At 61.8% G+C, this 13,102-nt stretch carries 16 protein-coding genes; 7 read left to right on the top strand and 9 right to left on the bottom strand.

Going from position 1 to position 13,102, the window contains the following annotated elements; all coding sequences use genetic code 11:
- Window positions 1-818 (top strand): IS66 family transposase (locus Q0U08_RS11390; protein ID WP_298091543.1); only part of this gene is annotated, 818 nt, incomplete at its 5' end.
- Window positions 815-1,417 (top strand): plasmid pRiA4b ORF-3 family protein, encoded by a 603-nt coding sequence (locus tag Q0U08_RS11385; RefSeq protein WP_298091542.1) that lies wholly within the window; start codon window positions 815-817, stop codon window positions 1,415-1,417. The genes Q0U08_RS11390 and Q0U08_RS11385, both read left to right, overlap by 4 nt.
- A 131-nt stretch (window positions 1,418-1,548) precedes the next feature.
- Here the strand turns inward: Q0U08_RS11385 and Q0U08_RS11380 are convergent, their stop codons facing one another.
- From Q0U08_RS11380 to Q0U08_RS11370, 3 genes are read right to left on the bottom strand one after another with little or no spacing between them, the layout of a single operon-like run.
- Window positions 1,549-1,788 carry a 3-hydroxyacyl-CoA dehydrogenase NAD-binding domain-containing protein gene (locus tag Q0U08_RS11380; RefSeq protein WP_298091541.1) on the bottom strand — a complete coding sequence of 80 codons (240 nt, stop codon included), beginning with the start codon at window positions 1,786-1,788 and terminating at the stop codon, window positions 1,549-1,551.
- Window positions 1,785-2,282, bottom strand: coding sequence for a thioesterase family protein (locus tag Q0U08_RS11375; protein ID WP_025291894.1), 498 nt, complete (start codon window positions 2,280-2,282; stop codon window positions 1,785-1,787). The genes Q0U08_RS11380 and Q0U08_RS11375 overlap by 4 nt, the downstream gene beginning before the upstream one ends.
- Window positions 2,279-2,941, bottom strand: coding sequence for a TetR/AcrR family transcriptional regulator (locus tag Q0U08_RS11370; protein WP_245648809.1), 663 nt, complete (start codon window positions 2,939-2,941; stop codon window positions 2,279-2,281). The genes Q0U08_RS11375 and Q0U08_RS11370 overlap by 4 nt, the downstream gene beginning before the upstream one ends.
- Window positions 2,942-3,049: 108 nt before the next feature.
- Here Q0U08_RS11370 and Q0U08_RS11365 point away from each other — a divergent pair, with 108 nt between their 5' ends.
- The 4 genes from Q0U08_RS11365 to Q0U08_RS11350 all read left to right on the top strand — a co-directional run bounded on the left by Q0U08_RS11365 (window position 3,050) and on the right by Q0U08_RS11350 (window position 6,607).
- Window positions 3,050-4,138, top strand: coding sequence for a catalase family protein (locus tag Q0U08_RS11365; RefSeq protein WP_025291892.1), 1,089 nt, complete (start codon window positions 3,050-3,052; stop codon window positions 4,136-4,138).
- 41 nt (window positions 4,139-4,179) lie between these two features.
- Window positions 4,180-4,791, top strand: a complete 612-nt coding sequence (locus Q0U08_RS11360; RefSeq protein WP_025291891.1) for a hypothetical protein — start codon at window positions 4,180-4,182, stop codon at window positions 4,789-4,791.
- A gap of 3 nt (window positions 4,792-4,794) precedes the next feature.
- Window positions 4,795-6,180: a peroxidase gene (locus Q0U08_RS11355; protein ID WP_025291890.1), complete on the top strand. Its 1,386-nt coding sequence runs from the start codon at window positions 4,795-4,797 to the stop codon at window positions 6,178-6,180.
- A 232-nt stretch (window positions 6,181-6,412) separates the two neighbouring features.
- Window positions 6,413-6,607 (top strand): hypothetical protein, encoded by a 195-nt coding sequence (locus Q0U08_RS11350; RefSeq protein ID WP_047099763.1) that lies wholly within the window; start codon window positions 6,413-6,415, stop codon window positions 6,605-6,607.
- Window positions 6,608-6,704: 97 nt separating this feature from the next.
- Here the strand turns inward: Q0U08_RS11350 and Q0U08_RS11345 are convergent, their stop codons facing one another.
- The 5 genes from Q0U08_RS11345 to Q0U08_RS11325 form a co-directional block, all read right to left on the bottom strand.
- Window positions 6,705-7,070: a DUF2147 domain-containing protein gene (locus Q0U08_RS11345; protein WP_277601370.1), complete on the bottom strand. Its 366-nt coding sequence runs from the start codon at window positions 7,068-7,070 to the stop codon at window positions 6,705-6,707.
- A gap of 181 nt (window positions 7,071-7,251) precedes the next feature.
- A complete protein-coding gene (locus Q0U08_RS11340; protein ID WP_025291889.1) occupies window positions 7,252-8,400 on the bottom strand; it encodes an ABC transporter permease in 1,149 nt (382 codons plus the stop codon).
- Window positions 8,397-9,560: an ABC transporter permease gene (locus tag Q0U08_RS11335; protein ID WP_025291888.1), complete on the bottom strand. Its 1,164-nt coding sequence runs from the start codon at window positions 9,558-9,560 to the stop codon at window positions 8,397-8,399. Before Q0U08_RS11335 ends, Q0U08_RS11340 begins: the two co-directional genes overlap by 4 nt.
- Window positions 9,557-10,594 (bottom strand): efflux RND transporter periplasmic adaptor subunit, encoded by a 1,038-nt coding sequence (locus tag Q0U08_RS11330; RefSeq protein ID WP_025291887.1) that lies wholly within the window; start codon window positions 10,592-10,594, stop codon window positions 9,557-9,559. The genes Q0U08_RS11335 and Q0U08_RS11330 overlap by 4 nt, the downstream gene beginning before the upstream one ends.
- Window positions 10,591-11,961 (bottom strand): TolC family protein, encoded by a 1,371-nt coding sequence (locus tag Q0U08_RS11325; RefSeq protein ID WP_025291886.1) that lies wholly within the window; start codon window positions 11,959-11,961, stop codon window positions 10,591-10,593. Before Q0U08_RS11325 ends, Q0U08_RS11330 begins: the two co-directional genes overlap by 4 nt.
- A gap of 86 nt (window positions 11,962-12,047) precedes the next feature.
- On the opposite strand from Q0U08_RS11325, the gene Q0U08_RS11320 reads away from it, so the two are divergent.
- Window positions 12,048-12,668, top strand: a complete 621-nt coding sequence (locus Q0U08_RS11320) for a TetR/AcrR family transcriptional regulator (RefSeq protein WP_298091540.1) — start codon at window positions 12,048-12,050, stop codon at window positions 12,666-12,668.
- Window positions 12,669-12,824: 156 nt separating this feature from the next.
- Here the strand turns inward: Q0U08_RS11320 and Q0U08_RS19870 are convergent, their stop codons facing one another.
- Window positions 12,825-13,037, bottom strand: a complete 213-nt coding sequence (locus Q0U08_RS19870) for an alpha/beta hydrolase (protein WP_367271118.1) — start codon at window positions 13,035-13,037, stop codon at window positions 12,825-12,827.
- Between the last annotated feature and the right edge of the window lie 65 nt (window positions 13,038-13,102).

Here is a 13,102-nt window from a genome sequence, read left to right as displayed (position 1 = left end):
ATGCCGACGACACGCCGGTGCCGGTGCTCGACCCCGGCCGGGGCAAGACCGCGACCGGACGGTTGTGGGTGTACGCGGCCGACGACCGGGCATCCGGTAGCACGGCGCCGCGCGCGACCTGGTATCGCTTCACCCCAGACCGCACCGCCGCGCACCCCATGTCCCATCTCGCCGGCTTTCGGGGTTTCCTCCAGGCCGATGCCTATGCCGGCTATGACGGGCTCTACCGCAGCGGCGTGACCGAAGTCGCGTGCTGGGCGCATTTCCGGCGCAAGGTCTTCGACCTGCACGAACGGTCGCCCACGCCGCTGACCACCGACATTCTCGAGCGGATCGCAGCGATCTATGCCGTTGAGGCCGAGGTGCGCGGCAAGCCGCCCGATATACGGTGTTGCGTCAGGCAGGAGCGGAGCAAACCGCTGGTCGAGGCCTTGCGTGAGGTGCTCGACGCTGCCCTTCGCCATCTCTCGCCCAGGTCCGACATGGCCAAGGCCATCGCCTATGGCACGAAACGCTGGCCGGCGCTGGCGCGCTTCCTGGGCGATGGTCGCCTGGAGATCGACAACAATATCGCGGAGCGTGCGCTACGCGGTGTCGCCGTCGGACGCCGCAACTGGCTCTTCGCGGGCTCACGCGCAGGTGGCGAGCGCGCTGCGGCCATCTACACCGTCATCCAAACCTGCAAGGCAAACGGCGTCGACCCGCAGGCCTATATCGCCGACGTCATCGCCAGGGTCGCGGGTGACTGGCCTGCCAGCCGATGGGACGAACTCATGCCGTGGAACTGGTCTCCCGAACCTGCCAGACTGGCGGCATGAGCGCCGAGACCATCACCCGCCTACACATCGTCCTGGATGACATCGAGCCTGCCATCTGGCGCCGGGTCGACGTGCCGGTCACCGCCAGCCTCAAGATGCTCCACGACATCGTCCAGGCCGCGATGGGCTGGGAGGATTGCCATCTGTGGCATTTCGAGGCCGCCGACCGGCGCTACGGCATCCCCGACCCGATGTGGCCGGAGAGCGGCATGACCGCTGCAAAGAACGTGAAGCTCGCGACGCTCATCGATCGGGGCGTGCGGGAGTTCGTCTATACCTACGACATGGGCGACGACTGGCGGCACACCATCACCATCGAGACGGTCGGCCCCGGCGAACCCGACGTCAAATATCCGCGCTTCGTCGATGGCGCCCGGCGCTGCCCGCCCGAGGACGTCGGCGGCTTGCCCGGGTTCGAGACGTTCCTCGATGCCATGGCCGACCCCGGCCACGAAGAACACGACCGCCTACGCGAATGGTATGGCGGCCCCTACAACGCCGACGACATCGACGAACGCTTCAACCGTCGCGCCGTCGCCGCCATCGCCATCCGCCGCCATGCCGGCAAACTCGCCTACCAGAAAAGCCGCGCTCAATAACAAGGCGGTCTTCTGGCCACGCTTACAGACCGGCAACGACAGCTGGCGCTTCAAACACCGCAGCTGACGCAAGGGACTACCGGCAGAAGACGCTTCGCGCTGGTTGCGCCTCCGGTCGAGCTACGCCCGCCCTACGCCGCAACCAGCGCGAACGGCACGCCCGCCATACCTGTCACGCAGCTCGACGAAGGGGGTCCCTTTTGCACGCCGATAGGGGGTCCTTTTTGGACGCCGATTGACAGCGCCTTCTGCAGGCTCTCGTCATTGATGTCGTATGCGACTACTTCAAAGCCGGTATAGGCCGACTGGAATGCGATCTGGCTGCCCAGCACGCCCGTTCCAAGCACTGCGACTTTTCTGATTTCGGTCATGCGTTCCTCTCCTGCCCTGTGGCATCGCGCAGAAACGGCGCCGCGACTTCAACAGGCACCCGGACCAGCTTGCCAGTCGCTTTTTCGATCAGCGCCCATTGGGAAAGGGCCGACACGAGTACCGTGCCCTTGTTGTCGGTGAAGTCGACGCGGCGCGAATAGCGCGCCCCGCGTGGTCGTCCCTCAACCCAGGTGACCGCGGTTGCATCCTCTCCCGCCCGGACATTGCCGCGATAATCGACCTCATGCCTGAGGACCACCGCGACATAGGTGTCGGTATCGCCGGGGCGAGCCGCCGCGAACCAGTGCGCCACCGAGGCATCCTGGAGCCACGTCACCCAGACCGCATTGTTGACATGATCAAGTTCGTCGATGTCGTGTTCCTCGGCCCGGAAGCTGATGTGGAAGCGACATTGTTCGTCGATCTTGCCCGACAGCGGGTCGCCCGCAGCATCGCAACCGATCCGTCGGCGCTTGAGGCCGTCCGAGTTCATGGCTTGGCAGGCTCCAGCACATCGAGCCCCGCCATGGCGCGGAAAAAGCCGACCAGCATCTCGTCGCGCGAGATGGCCCCTTCGACATCACCCTGGACGGCCAGCCCCATCCAAAGCGCATAAAGGCCGATGCCGGTCTGCTCTGCCGGCAAGGCCGGCCGCAGAGAGAAACGCCTGACGAGGTCGGCCACGAGCTCACCGAACATCCGATAGCAAGCCGCCTTGCCCTCCCGGTGTCGCTCGGCAAAGGCCGGATTCCGTCGTGCATGAAGTTGCAGTTCGATCGAAAGCAACGACCATTGAGGTTCTTCGGCCAGCTTCGCGAGACGGTCGGCGAGCACCTCGAGCGTCGCCTCGATATCGTCCCCGACGCACTGCGCAACGATATCGCGCAAGAGCGTGACTTCGTCCTGTATGTGGCTCTGCAGTATGTCGACCAGCAGGTCATCCTTGCTGGCGAAGTTGGAATAGAACGCGCCCTGCGAATGACCCGCCGCACTGCAGATGTTGCGGATCGACATTGCCGCCACGCCTTCCTCTACGATCGAGGCATGCGCCGCTGCGATCAATCGATCCCGGGTCTGACGCTGTGTTTCCTTGCGCGTAGGTCGCATGACGTTCGTCCTCAAAAACAGCCACGCCTTTGAAACCTTTGCCATCGATCGGCGTTGACCGGAAAACCAGATATCACCTGATATCCCGATTGGATGACAATTTCGAGGCTAAATTGCTCATCCGCCGTCAAATCCTGCCGCAAAGGAGTGGCCTTGGCTGACACCTATATTTCCTACTCCCCTGATGTGGAGATGGTTGGCGATGACGAAGATCGTCTCACCGCCGAAATTCTCGAAATCATGGCTTCGACCAATCGCAGGGCGTTCGAGCGGCACCGGCACGCGGTACGGGACGCCCATGCCAAGAGCCATGGGTTCCTGAAGGCCGAACTTATCGTCCCCGAATTGCAGCAGCATCTGCGCCAAGGCCTGTTTGCGCGACCCGGGACCTATCCGGTGGTGATCCGCCTTTCCTCGGCGCCGGGTGACATTCACTCCGATACCATTCCCGCCCCGCGCGGAATGGCCATCAAGGTCCTCGGCGTCGAGGGCGAACGGCTGCTGCCCGGGGACACTGGACGCAATCAGGATTTTCTACTGGTGAATATTCCAGTCCTGAGCTTCGGCACGATCGGCAAGTACCGCCAGCTCATCGGGCTCCTCGAAAAGAATGCACAGAATCCGGCCTTCCTCCAGCGTGCGATGGCCGGGGTCGCGCGAGGCGTCGAGGCAGCGGTCGAGGCCGTCGGCGTGGAACCGGGCGCGACACTGCGCGGCCTCGCCCGGGACAATGATCATCTCCTGGGTGAGACCTATCACTCGATGGCGGCGATCCGCTTCGGCGATTACATCGCCAAGATCAGCGCGGCGCCGCTGTCCGACAATGTCCGGGCGCTCACGGGCCAGGATGTCGGCACGGTCGAGGATTCCACGATGCGAGACCTGGTGGTCGAGCATTTCCGCGAGCAAGGCGCCGAGTACCAGCTCCGGGCACAACTCTGTGCCGATCTGGACAAGATGCCGGTCGAGGACGCGGCCGTGCTCTGGCCGGATGACCTGTCGCCGCACCAGCCGCTCGCGACGCTGCGCATTCCGCCGCAGGACGCCTATTCGCCCGCACGACGCGTCTATGGCGACGATGTCCTCTCCTTCAACCCGTGGCACGGCATCCGCGAGCATCAGCCGCTCGGCTCGATCATGCGGGTGCGGATCGCCGCATATGAGCGGTCCACCCGCTACCGCCACGAGATGAACGCCCAGCCGCGGGTTGAGCCGACGAGCATCGACGCCATTCCAGACTGAGCCTGCACAAACCTGCCAGATTTCGAGAAAGGAGGCCTGTCATGGCCGATACCGAAGAAGCACCTCAGATCGATGAAACCCGCCTGCAGGCCATCCGCCGCAGGATCGAGGAAGTTGCCGGCGATGCGCCGCAACTCGCCAAACTGGCGCTCGAGCAGATGGTCACCAAACATAATCCTGATCTCAAGGGTACGGCGGGTTCCGCCGGTCGGGTCGGCGCGCAGTCGGGCAATGTCTCGGAACTGACAGCCATCGCCAAACTGAAGCCTGGCGGCGCCGATCGGCTGCGGCGCATTTTCGGCCTGGTCAACGGCAATTTCGACGGTGCCCAGAAAGTGGGCACGCTCCACAATATGCGCTTCGTGTTCTTCGACAACGACACGCGCATTCTGTTCGCGACCGCCTATGATGGCGACTGGGACACCTATATCAACGACTTCGCCACCAAGATCCCGGATTTGATGGACCTGCTCTTCGCCTCGGTCGAGGGCTGGCCCGGCATCGCCAGTCCCAAGGTCAAGGACTTCATCGCCGACCACCAGATCACGGCGGCCGGCTGGTTCGTCGCCAATCCGCAGGTCACCGTCGTCGATGTGCGCCGGCTCCAGCGCATGGAGCACGCCGTCAACGAATTCCTCGACAAGGTGGGCTGACCAATGGCTATCCTTCAAAAGCTGAGAGAGCGTTTCCGTCGCGACAGCGTCACGCTCGATCTCCACGATATCCAGGCGCTGATCCTGCGCAGCCGACCCGAGCCTTATGTCGGCCTCCATGCGATGCTCCACTTCGATGAGGCCGAGGGCGCGCGCGATCTGCTCGGTCGTCTGGCGCCGCATATCGCGTCCGCCGACAATTGGAGTGAGGATCTCGATTTCTGGATCGGCGCGGCGCTGAGCTTCGAGGGCCTCAAGGCGCTCGGCGTCCCCGATGCCCAGCTCAAGACCTTTCCCCTTCCCTTCCAGCAGGGCATGGCCGCACGACGCGAGCAGTTGCGCGATTTCGGCCCGAACGCGCCAGAGCATTGGGAAGAGGTGTTCAAGCCGGGTAACTGCCACATGGCGCTGACCATCTACGCCGTAGACGATGCAGCGCTGGACAAGGCACTGATTGCAGCACGCGCCGAGCTCGACCGGAGCACCGGCGTGACGTTGCTGGGAGAGCATCGTTTCGGCGCGCCGGGCGATGCCAAGAACCCGTTCGGTTTCAGGGACTCCATCTCTCAACCTGCAGTCGAAGGCAGCGGCGTCGATCCCATCCCCGGCGAAGAGCGTCCGATCAAGGCCGGCGAGTTCATCCTGGGTTATGAAAGCGAGAACGGTCAGCCACTTGGCATGCCGGAGCCTGCTGCGCTCGGAAAGAACGGCACCTTCGTCGTCCTGCGCAAGTTCCAGAGCCGGGTCGGCTGCTTCAACGCTTTCCTCAAGGCACATGGCGAGACGTCCGAGGAACGCGAGCTTCTGGCGGCCAAGATGTTCGGCAGGTGGCGCTCCGGTGCACCGCTGACCTTGTCGCCGGATCATGACGATCCGGCACTGGGCGCCGATCCGCAGCGCAACAACGACTTCAATTTCAAGGACGACCCCAAGGGCCGCGTCGTGCCGCTCGGCTGCCATATGCGTCGGCTCAATCCGCGTGATTCCGAGCTCACCCTGCTGACCGACGTCAACATCCATCGGATCATCCGCCGATCTTCGACCTTTGGCCCGGTCTATTCCGAGGACGTCTCGCCCGAGGATGATGCCAAGGGTGATCGCGGCATCTTCTTCATCTTCATCAGCGCGCGCGCCTATGACACGATCGAGTTCATGCAGCAGGAATGGATCAATCGTGGCAACTTCGTCGATCTCGGCGAAGAGCGCGATCCGGTCGTAGGTCTGCATGAGGAGGATAGTCTTTTCACGATTCCCCGTGCGCCGGCCCGCAAGCGCATTGATGGCGTGCAGACGTTCAACGTCATGAAGGGCGGCGAATATCTGTTCATGCCCAGCTTGTCGGCGTTGACCTGGTTATCGAGGGGAAGCTGGCGATCAAGCGGCGTGTGATCGTCGCGCAATTTCCAAGCCTGGGAGAGCAACCCTCCTATGATGATCCCGCTCATCTGGGACGGCACGATGTGCGAAGGAAGCATTTGAGCTTCAAAAGAGAACTCGCCTGATCATGAACGTACTGATCGTTTACGCGCATCCCGAACCCACTCATTTAATGCGGCGCTGAAGCACCGCGCTGTCCAGATTCTTTCCAGATTCGGTCATAGCGTGGTGGTAAGCGACCTTTATGCAATGGGGGTTCAATCCTGTGGCGGGAGTGAACGACTTTGCAGGCGACCGCGCCAGTCTGGAGTTTCTGTCAATTCCGCGCGAGCAGACAAAGGCGTTCGCTCATTGCGATCGCCTGGACGAGTTCGAAAGCTCAGAATATCAGCGCGCGCCGATCAATGTGCTGACGGCGGAAGGTCAGTTGGAGGCATGAATCTATCTCGATGCTGACCAGGCGAGATGAAATACCGATTTGGTTCAGTAGCCGTGCACAACTGACGCGCCTGCGCCACCGCTCCACCCACATAGGCTCACCGCACGCGCGTCCAGTCTTGTGACTTGCACGCGATCCGGCCTACAAGGCAGCCGGAGCCTCGAAGCGTTTTCGCATCAATTGACACAATAGTGCCTGAAAAAGTCTTGGCGATGTCAGGAACGAAAACACGGCCGCGCCAGATTCCGTTCCGATCCTTGGTGAAGTCGCGGAACAGCTGCTGCCCGATCAGATTTGGCGTACCGCCACGCCGAGCATCAGCGATCGCCTTTTCATTGGCCCAGATGACAGTGCCACACATCCGATTGGCGCAAGGTCGCACTTCGACATGCACGCTGTTCTGAGGGTTACGCCATATGCCTCCCGCCCCATCCTGCGGGGCACCGACGCTCGCTGTCGCCATTGACAAGCATATCAGAGCGCTCGAAAGCTTTAGGCCGTGCATGTTCCACCTCACACATAGATCTTCAGCCACTAAGACGGTCTTGGACGTGTTGTGAGCGTCACAGCCGTCCCTCGCCGCTTCTGGTTCGCAGCGCGCGCACACGTCGAGCGCATCTCGCCCGTGACCAGTCAACAGATTATCATTGGCTTCCCGACGGCACCGGCGCCGAAAAGATACGTTGTCGCCTCACGTCCAAGCCTGTGAGACGCCACCAGGCCACTATCCCGTACAGAATTACCAACATGGCGAGGTTGATGACCTCCACCCACTGGTCGATCAGGCTGGCGCCCATCTGGTTTACGCCCACCATCAGATGGATTCCTGGCGTCGTCGGCAGCAGGCGGGCAAGCATTACGAGCCAGGTAGGTGTCTCTTCGGCCGGCCAGGACAGCCCGGCCAGAAAGAAGATGACCAGAGAGGTCCCCATGAGCAACTGCAAGGGGCGCTCTCGGGTCCGGAAGAAACTGGCCAGCGCGAGCGCGGCCGCGACGGTAGCCCCGACAAAGAGGCTGCCTGCTGCCAGCAGCGTAGCGGGCGAGGCTGCAGCTCTGGGGTAATCCTGAAACCAGAAGACGAAGCCTGCGTAATAGGCGATGTCTGCCCAGCCGATAACAAAGAAAGCGAGCGCGACACCGACGAGGCTATGGGCCGAGAAATGAAGCCGGCCCCCGCCATCGCGCATCGTACCTGCAAGCATGGCCAGACCCATCAGCAAGGTCTGATAGATGATGAGGAAGCCGACACCGGGAAAAACGGTACTTCCGTAACCCTCGCGGGTGTTGAAGAGCGGACGCTGGACCAGGGAAAGGGCGGGATTGGCGGGCACGCCTTGCGCCATCGCTTGATCGACCGCAGCTTCACCGCCGATAGCTGCCAACGCGGAACCGACCCCGGCAAGGGCGGTGCTGCTGCGCAGCAGATACGCGCCGTTGCCATAAATGGAAACGATACCCTGCGCGCCATTGAGGATGCGACGCTCGAAACCCTCGGGAATGATGACGATCGCGCCGGCGCCTCGAGTCTGAAGCCAGCTCTGTGCCTGCATTGGGGATGACAATCGTTCGGCAAGATCGACCTGCTGAAGGGCGGAGAGCTTGTGAACCAGCGATCGGCTCGCACCGCTGTTGTCGAGATCGACAACAGCTACCGGAATACGGGTGGCGACCTCCCCAGAATATGCTGACGGGTAGAAGAAGGAATAGAGGATCGTTGAGACGACGATCAGCATGAAGGCCGAACGATCGGTGAAAACCGCGCGGAGGGTTCCAAGGAAGGCGCGGCCGATCATCGTCGCCCCCAGACAGCAGGATTGCTGGAGGCTGCCAGAAGCCGCGGCAAACCGATGCACAGGCCGAAAGCGAGAAATCCGCACAGGATGGCGAGCAATTTAGCGGACATGGCGACAGGCGCGCCGATCATCCATTGTTCGGCAACGAGGCGGGCGAACGTGGTATAGGGCAGAAGCGCGCTCCATAGCCGTGCGAAGGCAGAAGAGGACTCGATCGGAAAAATCGCTCCGGCGAACGCGAAGGAAGCGCCCGCATAGAGCGCGGTCATGGACAGTGCCTGCCCCATGGACAGAGTCAGCCCGACGATCAGAACGGCCATGCCGGCATAAGCGAGATACATGGCGAGGTAGCCCGCCATGAGCATCACGACGCTCCCTGCAACGGGCCAGCCGCGTAAGCCCACGAGGTAGGTGGTGGCAAGCGCCGCCCAAAGCATGAACACTGCAAGATAGGGGACCAGCTTGCCGGCGATCGCGGCGATAGCCTCTCGCCTGGATCCCGCCAGCCATGTTCCGATTGTTCCGTCGCGCAGTTCGCGACCCAGCGCACTGACGACCGCGATCATGAACAGCAGATGCAGCAAGGCGGGATGAATCAGGGCGACAAGCTGGAGTTCATAACTGGCTTGTGGATTGTAGAGGATCCGGCTTTGAACAGCGATCGGCGCCGCGCGTACCCGGGCGGGGCCGATGATTGCAGCGGTCTGCTGTGTTGCCAGCACGCGAGCCTGTCCCTGGACGACGGCGCTGACCTCGCGCAGGATCGACCCCGATGGTGTCGAATAGCTGGCGTTGTAGAATACCGACACTTGGCCCGTTTCACCGCGCAGCACGGCGCGCTCGAGTCCCTGCGGGATCAATATGACCGCATAAGCGGCGTTGGAACGTACCACATGCTCTGCTTCCAGCATCGAGACCGGACGCGCCGCGACACGCAAGCCCGGAGCCACCTCCAGCCGTCGGACGAGTTCACGCGCAATGCCGCCTCCATCTTCGTCGACCACGGCGACAGGCAGGTCACGCATCACGCCCGACGAGATCTGGATTGCGATCGCCGCCAGCAGCGCCAACGGTAGCCAGCTGATGAGGGCGAGGTCCCAGAAGCTGCCTTGCAGAAACGCACGTTCGCGGCGGGCGCTGACCAGAAAGGCCGCGTTCATTGTGGCCAGTCGAACAATATGGTCATGCCCGGACGCAGTCCGTCGATCGAAGTGACGGGGATGGCGCGCACCTCGAAACTCTTTACATCGAAACCGGTTGATTGCCGGGTCGCGCGCCAGGTCGCAAAATCACCTGCCGGCGCGATGAAGGAGATGCGGAACTGCGCCGTACGGTCACCCAATGCGGGTATCCGCCCGGTCAACGTCTTACCTCGCCGGATGGCGTTGAACTGATCTTCACGCAAAGTGAGAGTGACCCATGGGTTCTGGATGTCAGTAAGGACGAAGACCGGAAAGCCCTGCGGAACCAGCTCACCAACCTGGGCAAGTCGTCGTCCGATTTCGCCTTCCGACGGCGCACTCACGCGTGTTTCCCGTTTTGCCGCCTCGACCTCAGCAACGGCGCCGCGCGCCTGTTGCACCTGGCCCCCGGCCGCCTGTCGGTCCTGCCGTCGGGTGCCGGCGAGCGCGAGGTCATATTGTGCGCGCGCCGCGCGGGCTGCTTCGGTTGAAGCAACTGCGTTCGCATGGCTCTCGTCTCGCTTCTGGCCGGCGATCACGCCCTGCTCGAACATCTGCTGCGTGCGCGCATAGGTGGTTTGAGCGAGATCCGCGGCTGCTTGCGCGCGGCGCCACTGGGCCTGTGCTGCCTGGATGTCTTCTGGTCGCGCGCCCTCGTCGGCCTTGTCAGCGGTCGCTTGCGCCGCCGCCAAGGCACCGCCGGCCTGCTCGGAGCGCGCGGCGACTTCAGGGCTGTCGAGCGTATAGAGCAATTGTCCTGCCCGAACCCTCTGCCCTTCTTCCACATGGAAGGCGGCGATCCGGCCGGTCACCTTGCTGGTTACCCGCAGTTCCCGGGCATCCACCATGCCCTGGAGTTGATCGGGCACGGGGCGGTAGCTGAGCCACAAGCCCAGAGCGAGAAAGGCTATCACGAGAAGCGCTACGACCGGCAGCCACTTCCGACCAAGTACAGGCGGGCGCATTTCCTCAGCCTCGTTGGTCGCAGCTGGTTCCCCCTGGGCAGCTGTCATGGCGCGATCCTTTCGCCCCGTTCGATATATTCGGGCATCTTGTCGATTTCTCCGCTGACATGGAGGAGCTGGGCCAGGGCAATCACAAAATCATGCGCTGCCTGGGCGCGTTGGACCCTGGCACGGCCCAAGCCGAGTTGCGCATCGATCACGTCAAGCGAGGTCGTCTGCTGCTGCTGATATCCCACCGCCTGCACGCGAAGATTCTCCTGCGCGGAAGCGATAGCGCTATCCGTCATCAGGAAGCGCCGACGCGCAGCTTCTGTCTCGTTCCATGAGCGGGTGACGCCGATTTCGATCTGGGTGCGTGCCTCCCGCTGACCAGCCTGAGCCTGCGAGACCGTCTCTCGGGCTGCCTGCACGGCCTGGGAGCGACCGGCGCCTGAAAAGATCGTGTAGCGAAGACCTACACCAACGGTCCAGTCCGGATCGGTCAGCAAGGTGTCGCGTCGGTCGAAATTATACTGCGCAAAGCCGTAGACGGTCGGTCGAAGTTTCGAGCGCTGGTTCGTCACCCCCGCTTGCGCGAGCTGTTCCATCGCCTCCAGGCGCTCCAGTTGGGGATGCGCGCGGCGAGCCGCGTCCAGAAAGTCGTCCAGAGGATCCAGCGGGCGGGTGATTACAAAAATCGGCGTCGCAGGAACGACCGGTGAAGAGGATCGAAGCAAACCGGACAGCGTCGCATCGGCGCTTTCGAGATCGGCCTGGGCCTTTTCAAATTCCCTGGCCGCGTCGTCACGGGCCACCTCAGCCTGCAGGCGCTGCGCGCGGCTGATGAAACCCGCCTGTTCGAGTTTGATCGCGTCTGAGACATGGCGCTCCAGCCCACCGAGCACATCGCGACGAACGTCCCTTACTCTGGTGAGCAGTTGCTGCCCGAAATACAGTTGGGTCATCTGCAGTAAGGCGTTATCAATGACGATTTGCCGCTCCGCGCGAGACTGGCCAAGCTGAGCGACGGAACCAGATTGCGCGGCCGAAATCTGGCCGCCCGAATAGAGCGGAAGCGTGGCAGTCACGATGGGTCTCGTACTGGTACGCTCTATCTCAAACCGCAACGGATCGCTGATGGCATAATCCTGCGCCACATCCGCCAGAGGCCCGAGGGGAAGATAAAGCGACTTCTGGTAGCGGACCATCTGTCCTTCAAACTCGACGGTCGGCCGTCCCAGCGTCCGCGTCGATCCCGCCTGGGCCTCCTTGCTTCGGACATCAGCATCGGAGCCTTGGATGGCGTCCGACTTTTCCAGCAGTATTGCCTGCGCTTCACGATAATCCAATGGAATGGAACCGATCGATTGAGCGAATGCAGCCGTCGAGGACGTAGCCGTGAGCAGTGCAATCAAAAACCGGCGTCGCAAATCCATGAGGGTATCTCCATCACGCGAAACCTAACATTGACAGAAATATATCTCAATACATATTTGTATCGAATGTCCAGGCGAGACCAATCATGAGCCGCAGACCCGCGCGCACCCGGCCGACCAGGGCCCAAACCCGCGAACGCATCATGGACGGCGCGCTTGACGCGTTTGCGGAACGCGGATTTCAAGGCGCGTCCCAGGAAGATATTTGCGAACGCGTGGGGCTTAGCAGGGGCGCGTATAATTCGAGCTTTCAATCGAAAGAGGAGCTTTTCTTCGCGCTTTACGATCGGATTATCGAGCGGCTTCAGGTGCGACTAGAAGCGTCAATGACCGAGGCACTGCTGGCGAGCGGCCCCGTGATAGACAATTTCGTCAAAGCGTTTGTGTCAAACTATAGCTTTGATCGAAAATGGTATCTCCTTCAGGCCGAATTCCGCTTGCATGCGCTGAGAAATCCCGCCGTCGCCTCTCATTATGCAGCGCGTCAGGCGCGCATTCTCACTGTTATCGAACATGCGATCGCCCGCCTAGGCGAACAGAAAAAGCCTGTTGGGCCTGGGAAGCTCAGCCGTATGGCCCGTCTGCTTTTAGCCGTCCATGAAGGCGGTATGTTCCAAGGCTTGCTCGAGCCCACCGAGATCGCCGGCGGAGAGTTGCTCGAGTTTTTTGGCACGTTGGTGATGGCACGAGCGCTCGCGGCAAATTAATGCCATAATCTCCGGCACACCCAATAGAAGTCGCCAGATTTATCCCACTATTCTGGGCAGCGCCTACCGGCGCCCGAATCCAAGTCTAATTATATAGCACTCTTATGCCAGCACATCGTCGGTCATCCCGAGATAGCAACGAACCTCGATGCGGCCTCATGGGACAACTTCACTTTGCAAGCGGTCAAACATCTGATCGATCCTGGCATAGACATGTTTCGATTCGGGCAGGAATACCGCACTATTGAAGACGTGAAAAGCCCCTTTATACTGGTGATAGTCCACCCTCACTCCCGCCTGCATAGCCCTCCTCGCAAAATCACGCGACGTCGGCATCAGTACATCCCTGTCGCCCTGGAATATCGTCATCGGAGGCAGGTCTGTCAATCGGCGTCCAAAAAGGACCCCCTATCGGCGTGCAAAAGGGACCCCCT

It is taken from the genome of uncultured Sphingomonas sp. (assembly GCF_946477935.1).
In the GTDB taxonomy this organism is placed as follows: domain Bacteria; phylum Pseudomonadota; class Alphaproteobacteria; order Sphingomonadales; family Sphingomonadaceae; genus Sphingomonas.
This window is presented reverse-complemented; position numbering and strand designations above follow the sequence as displayed.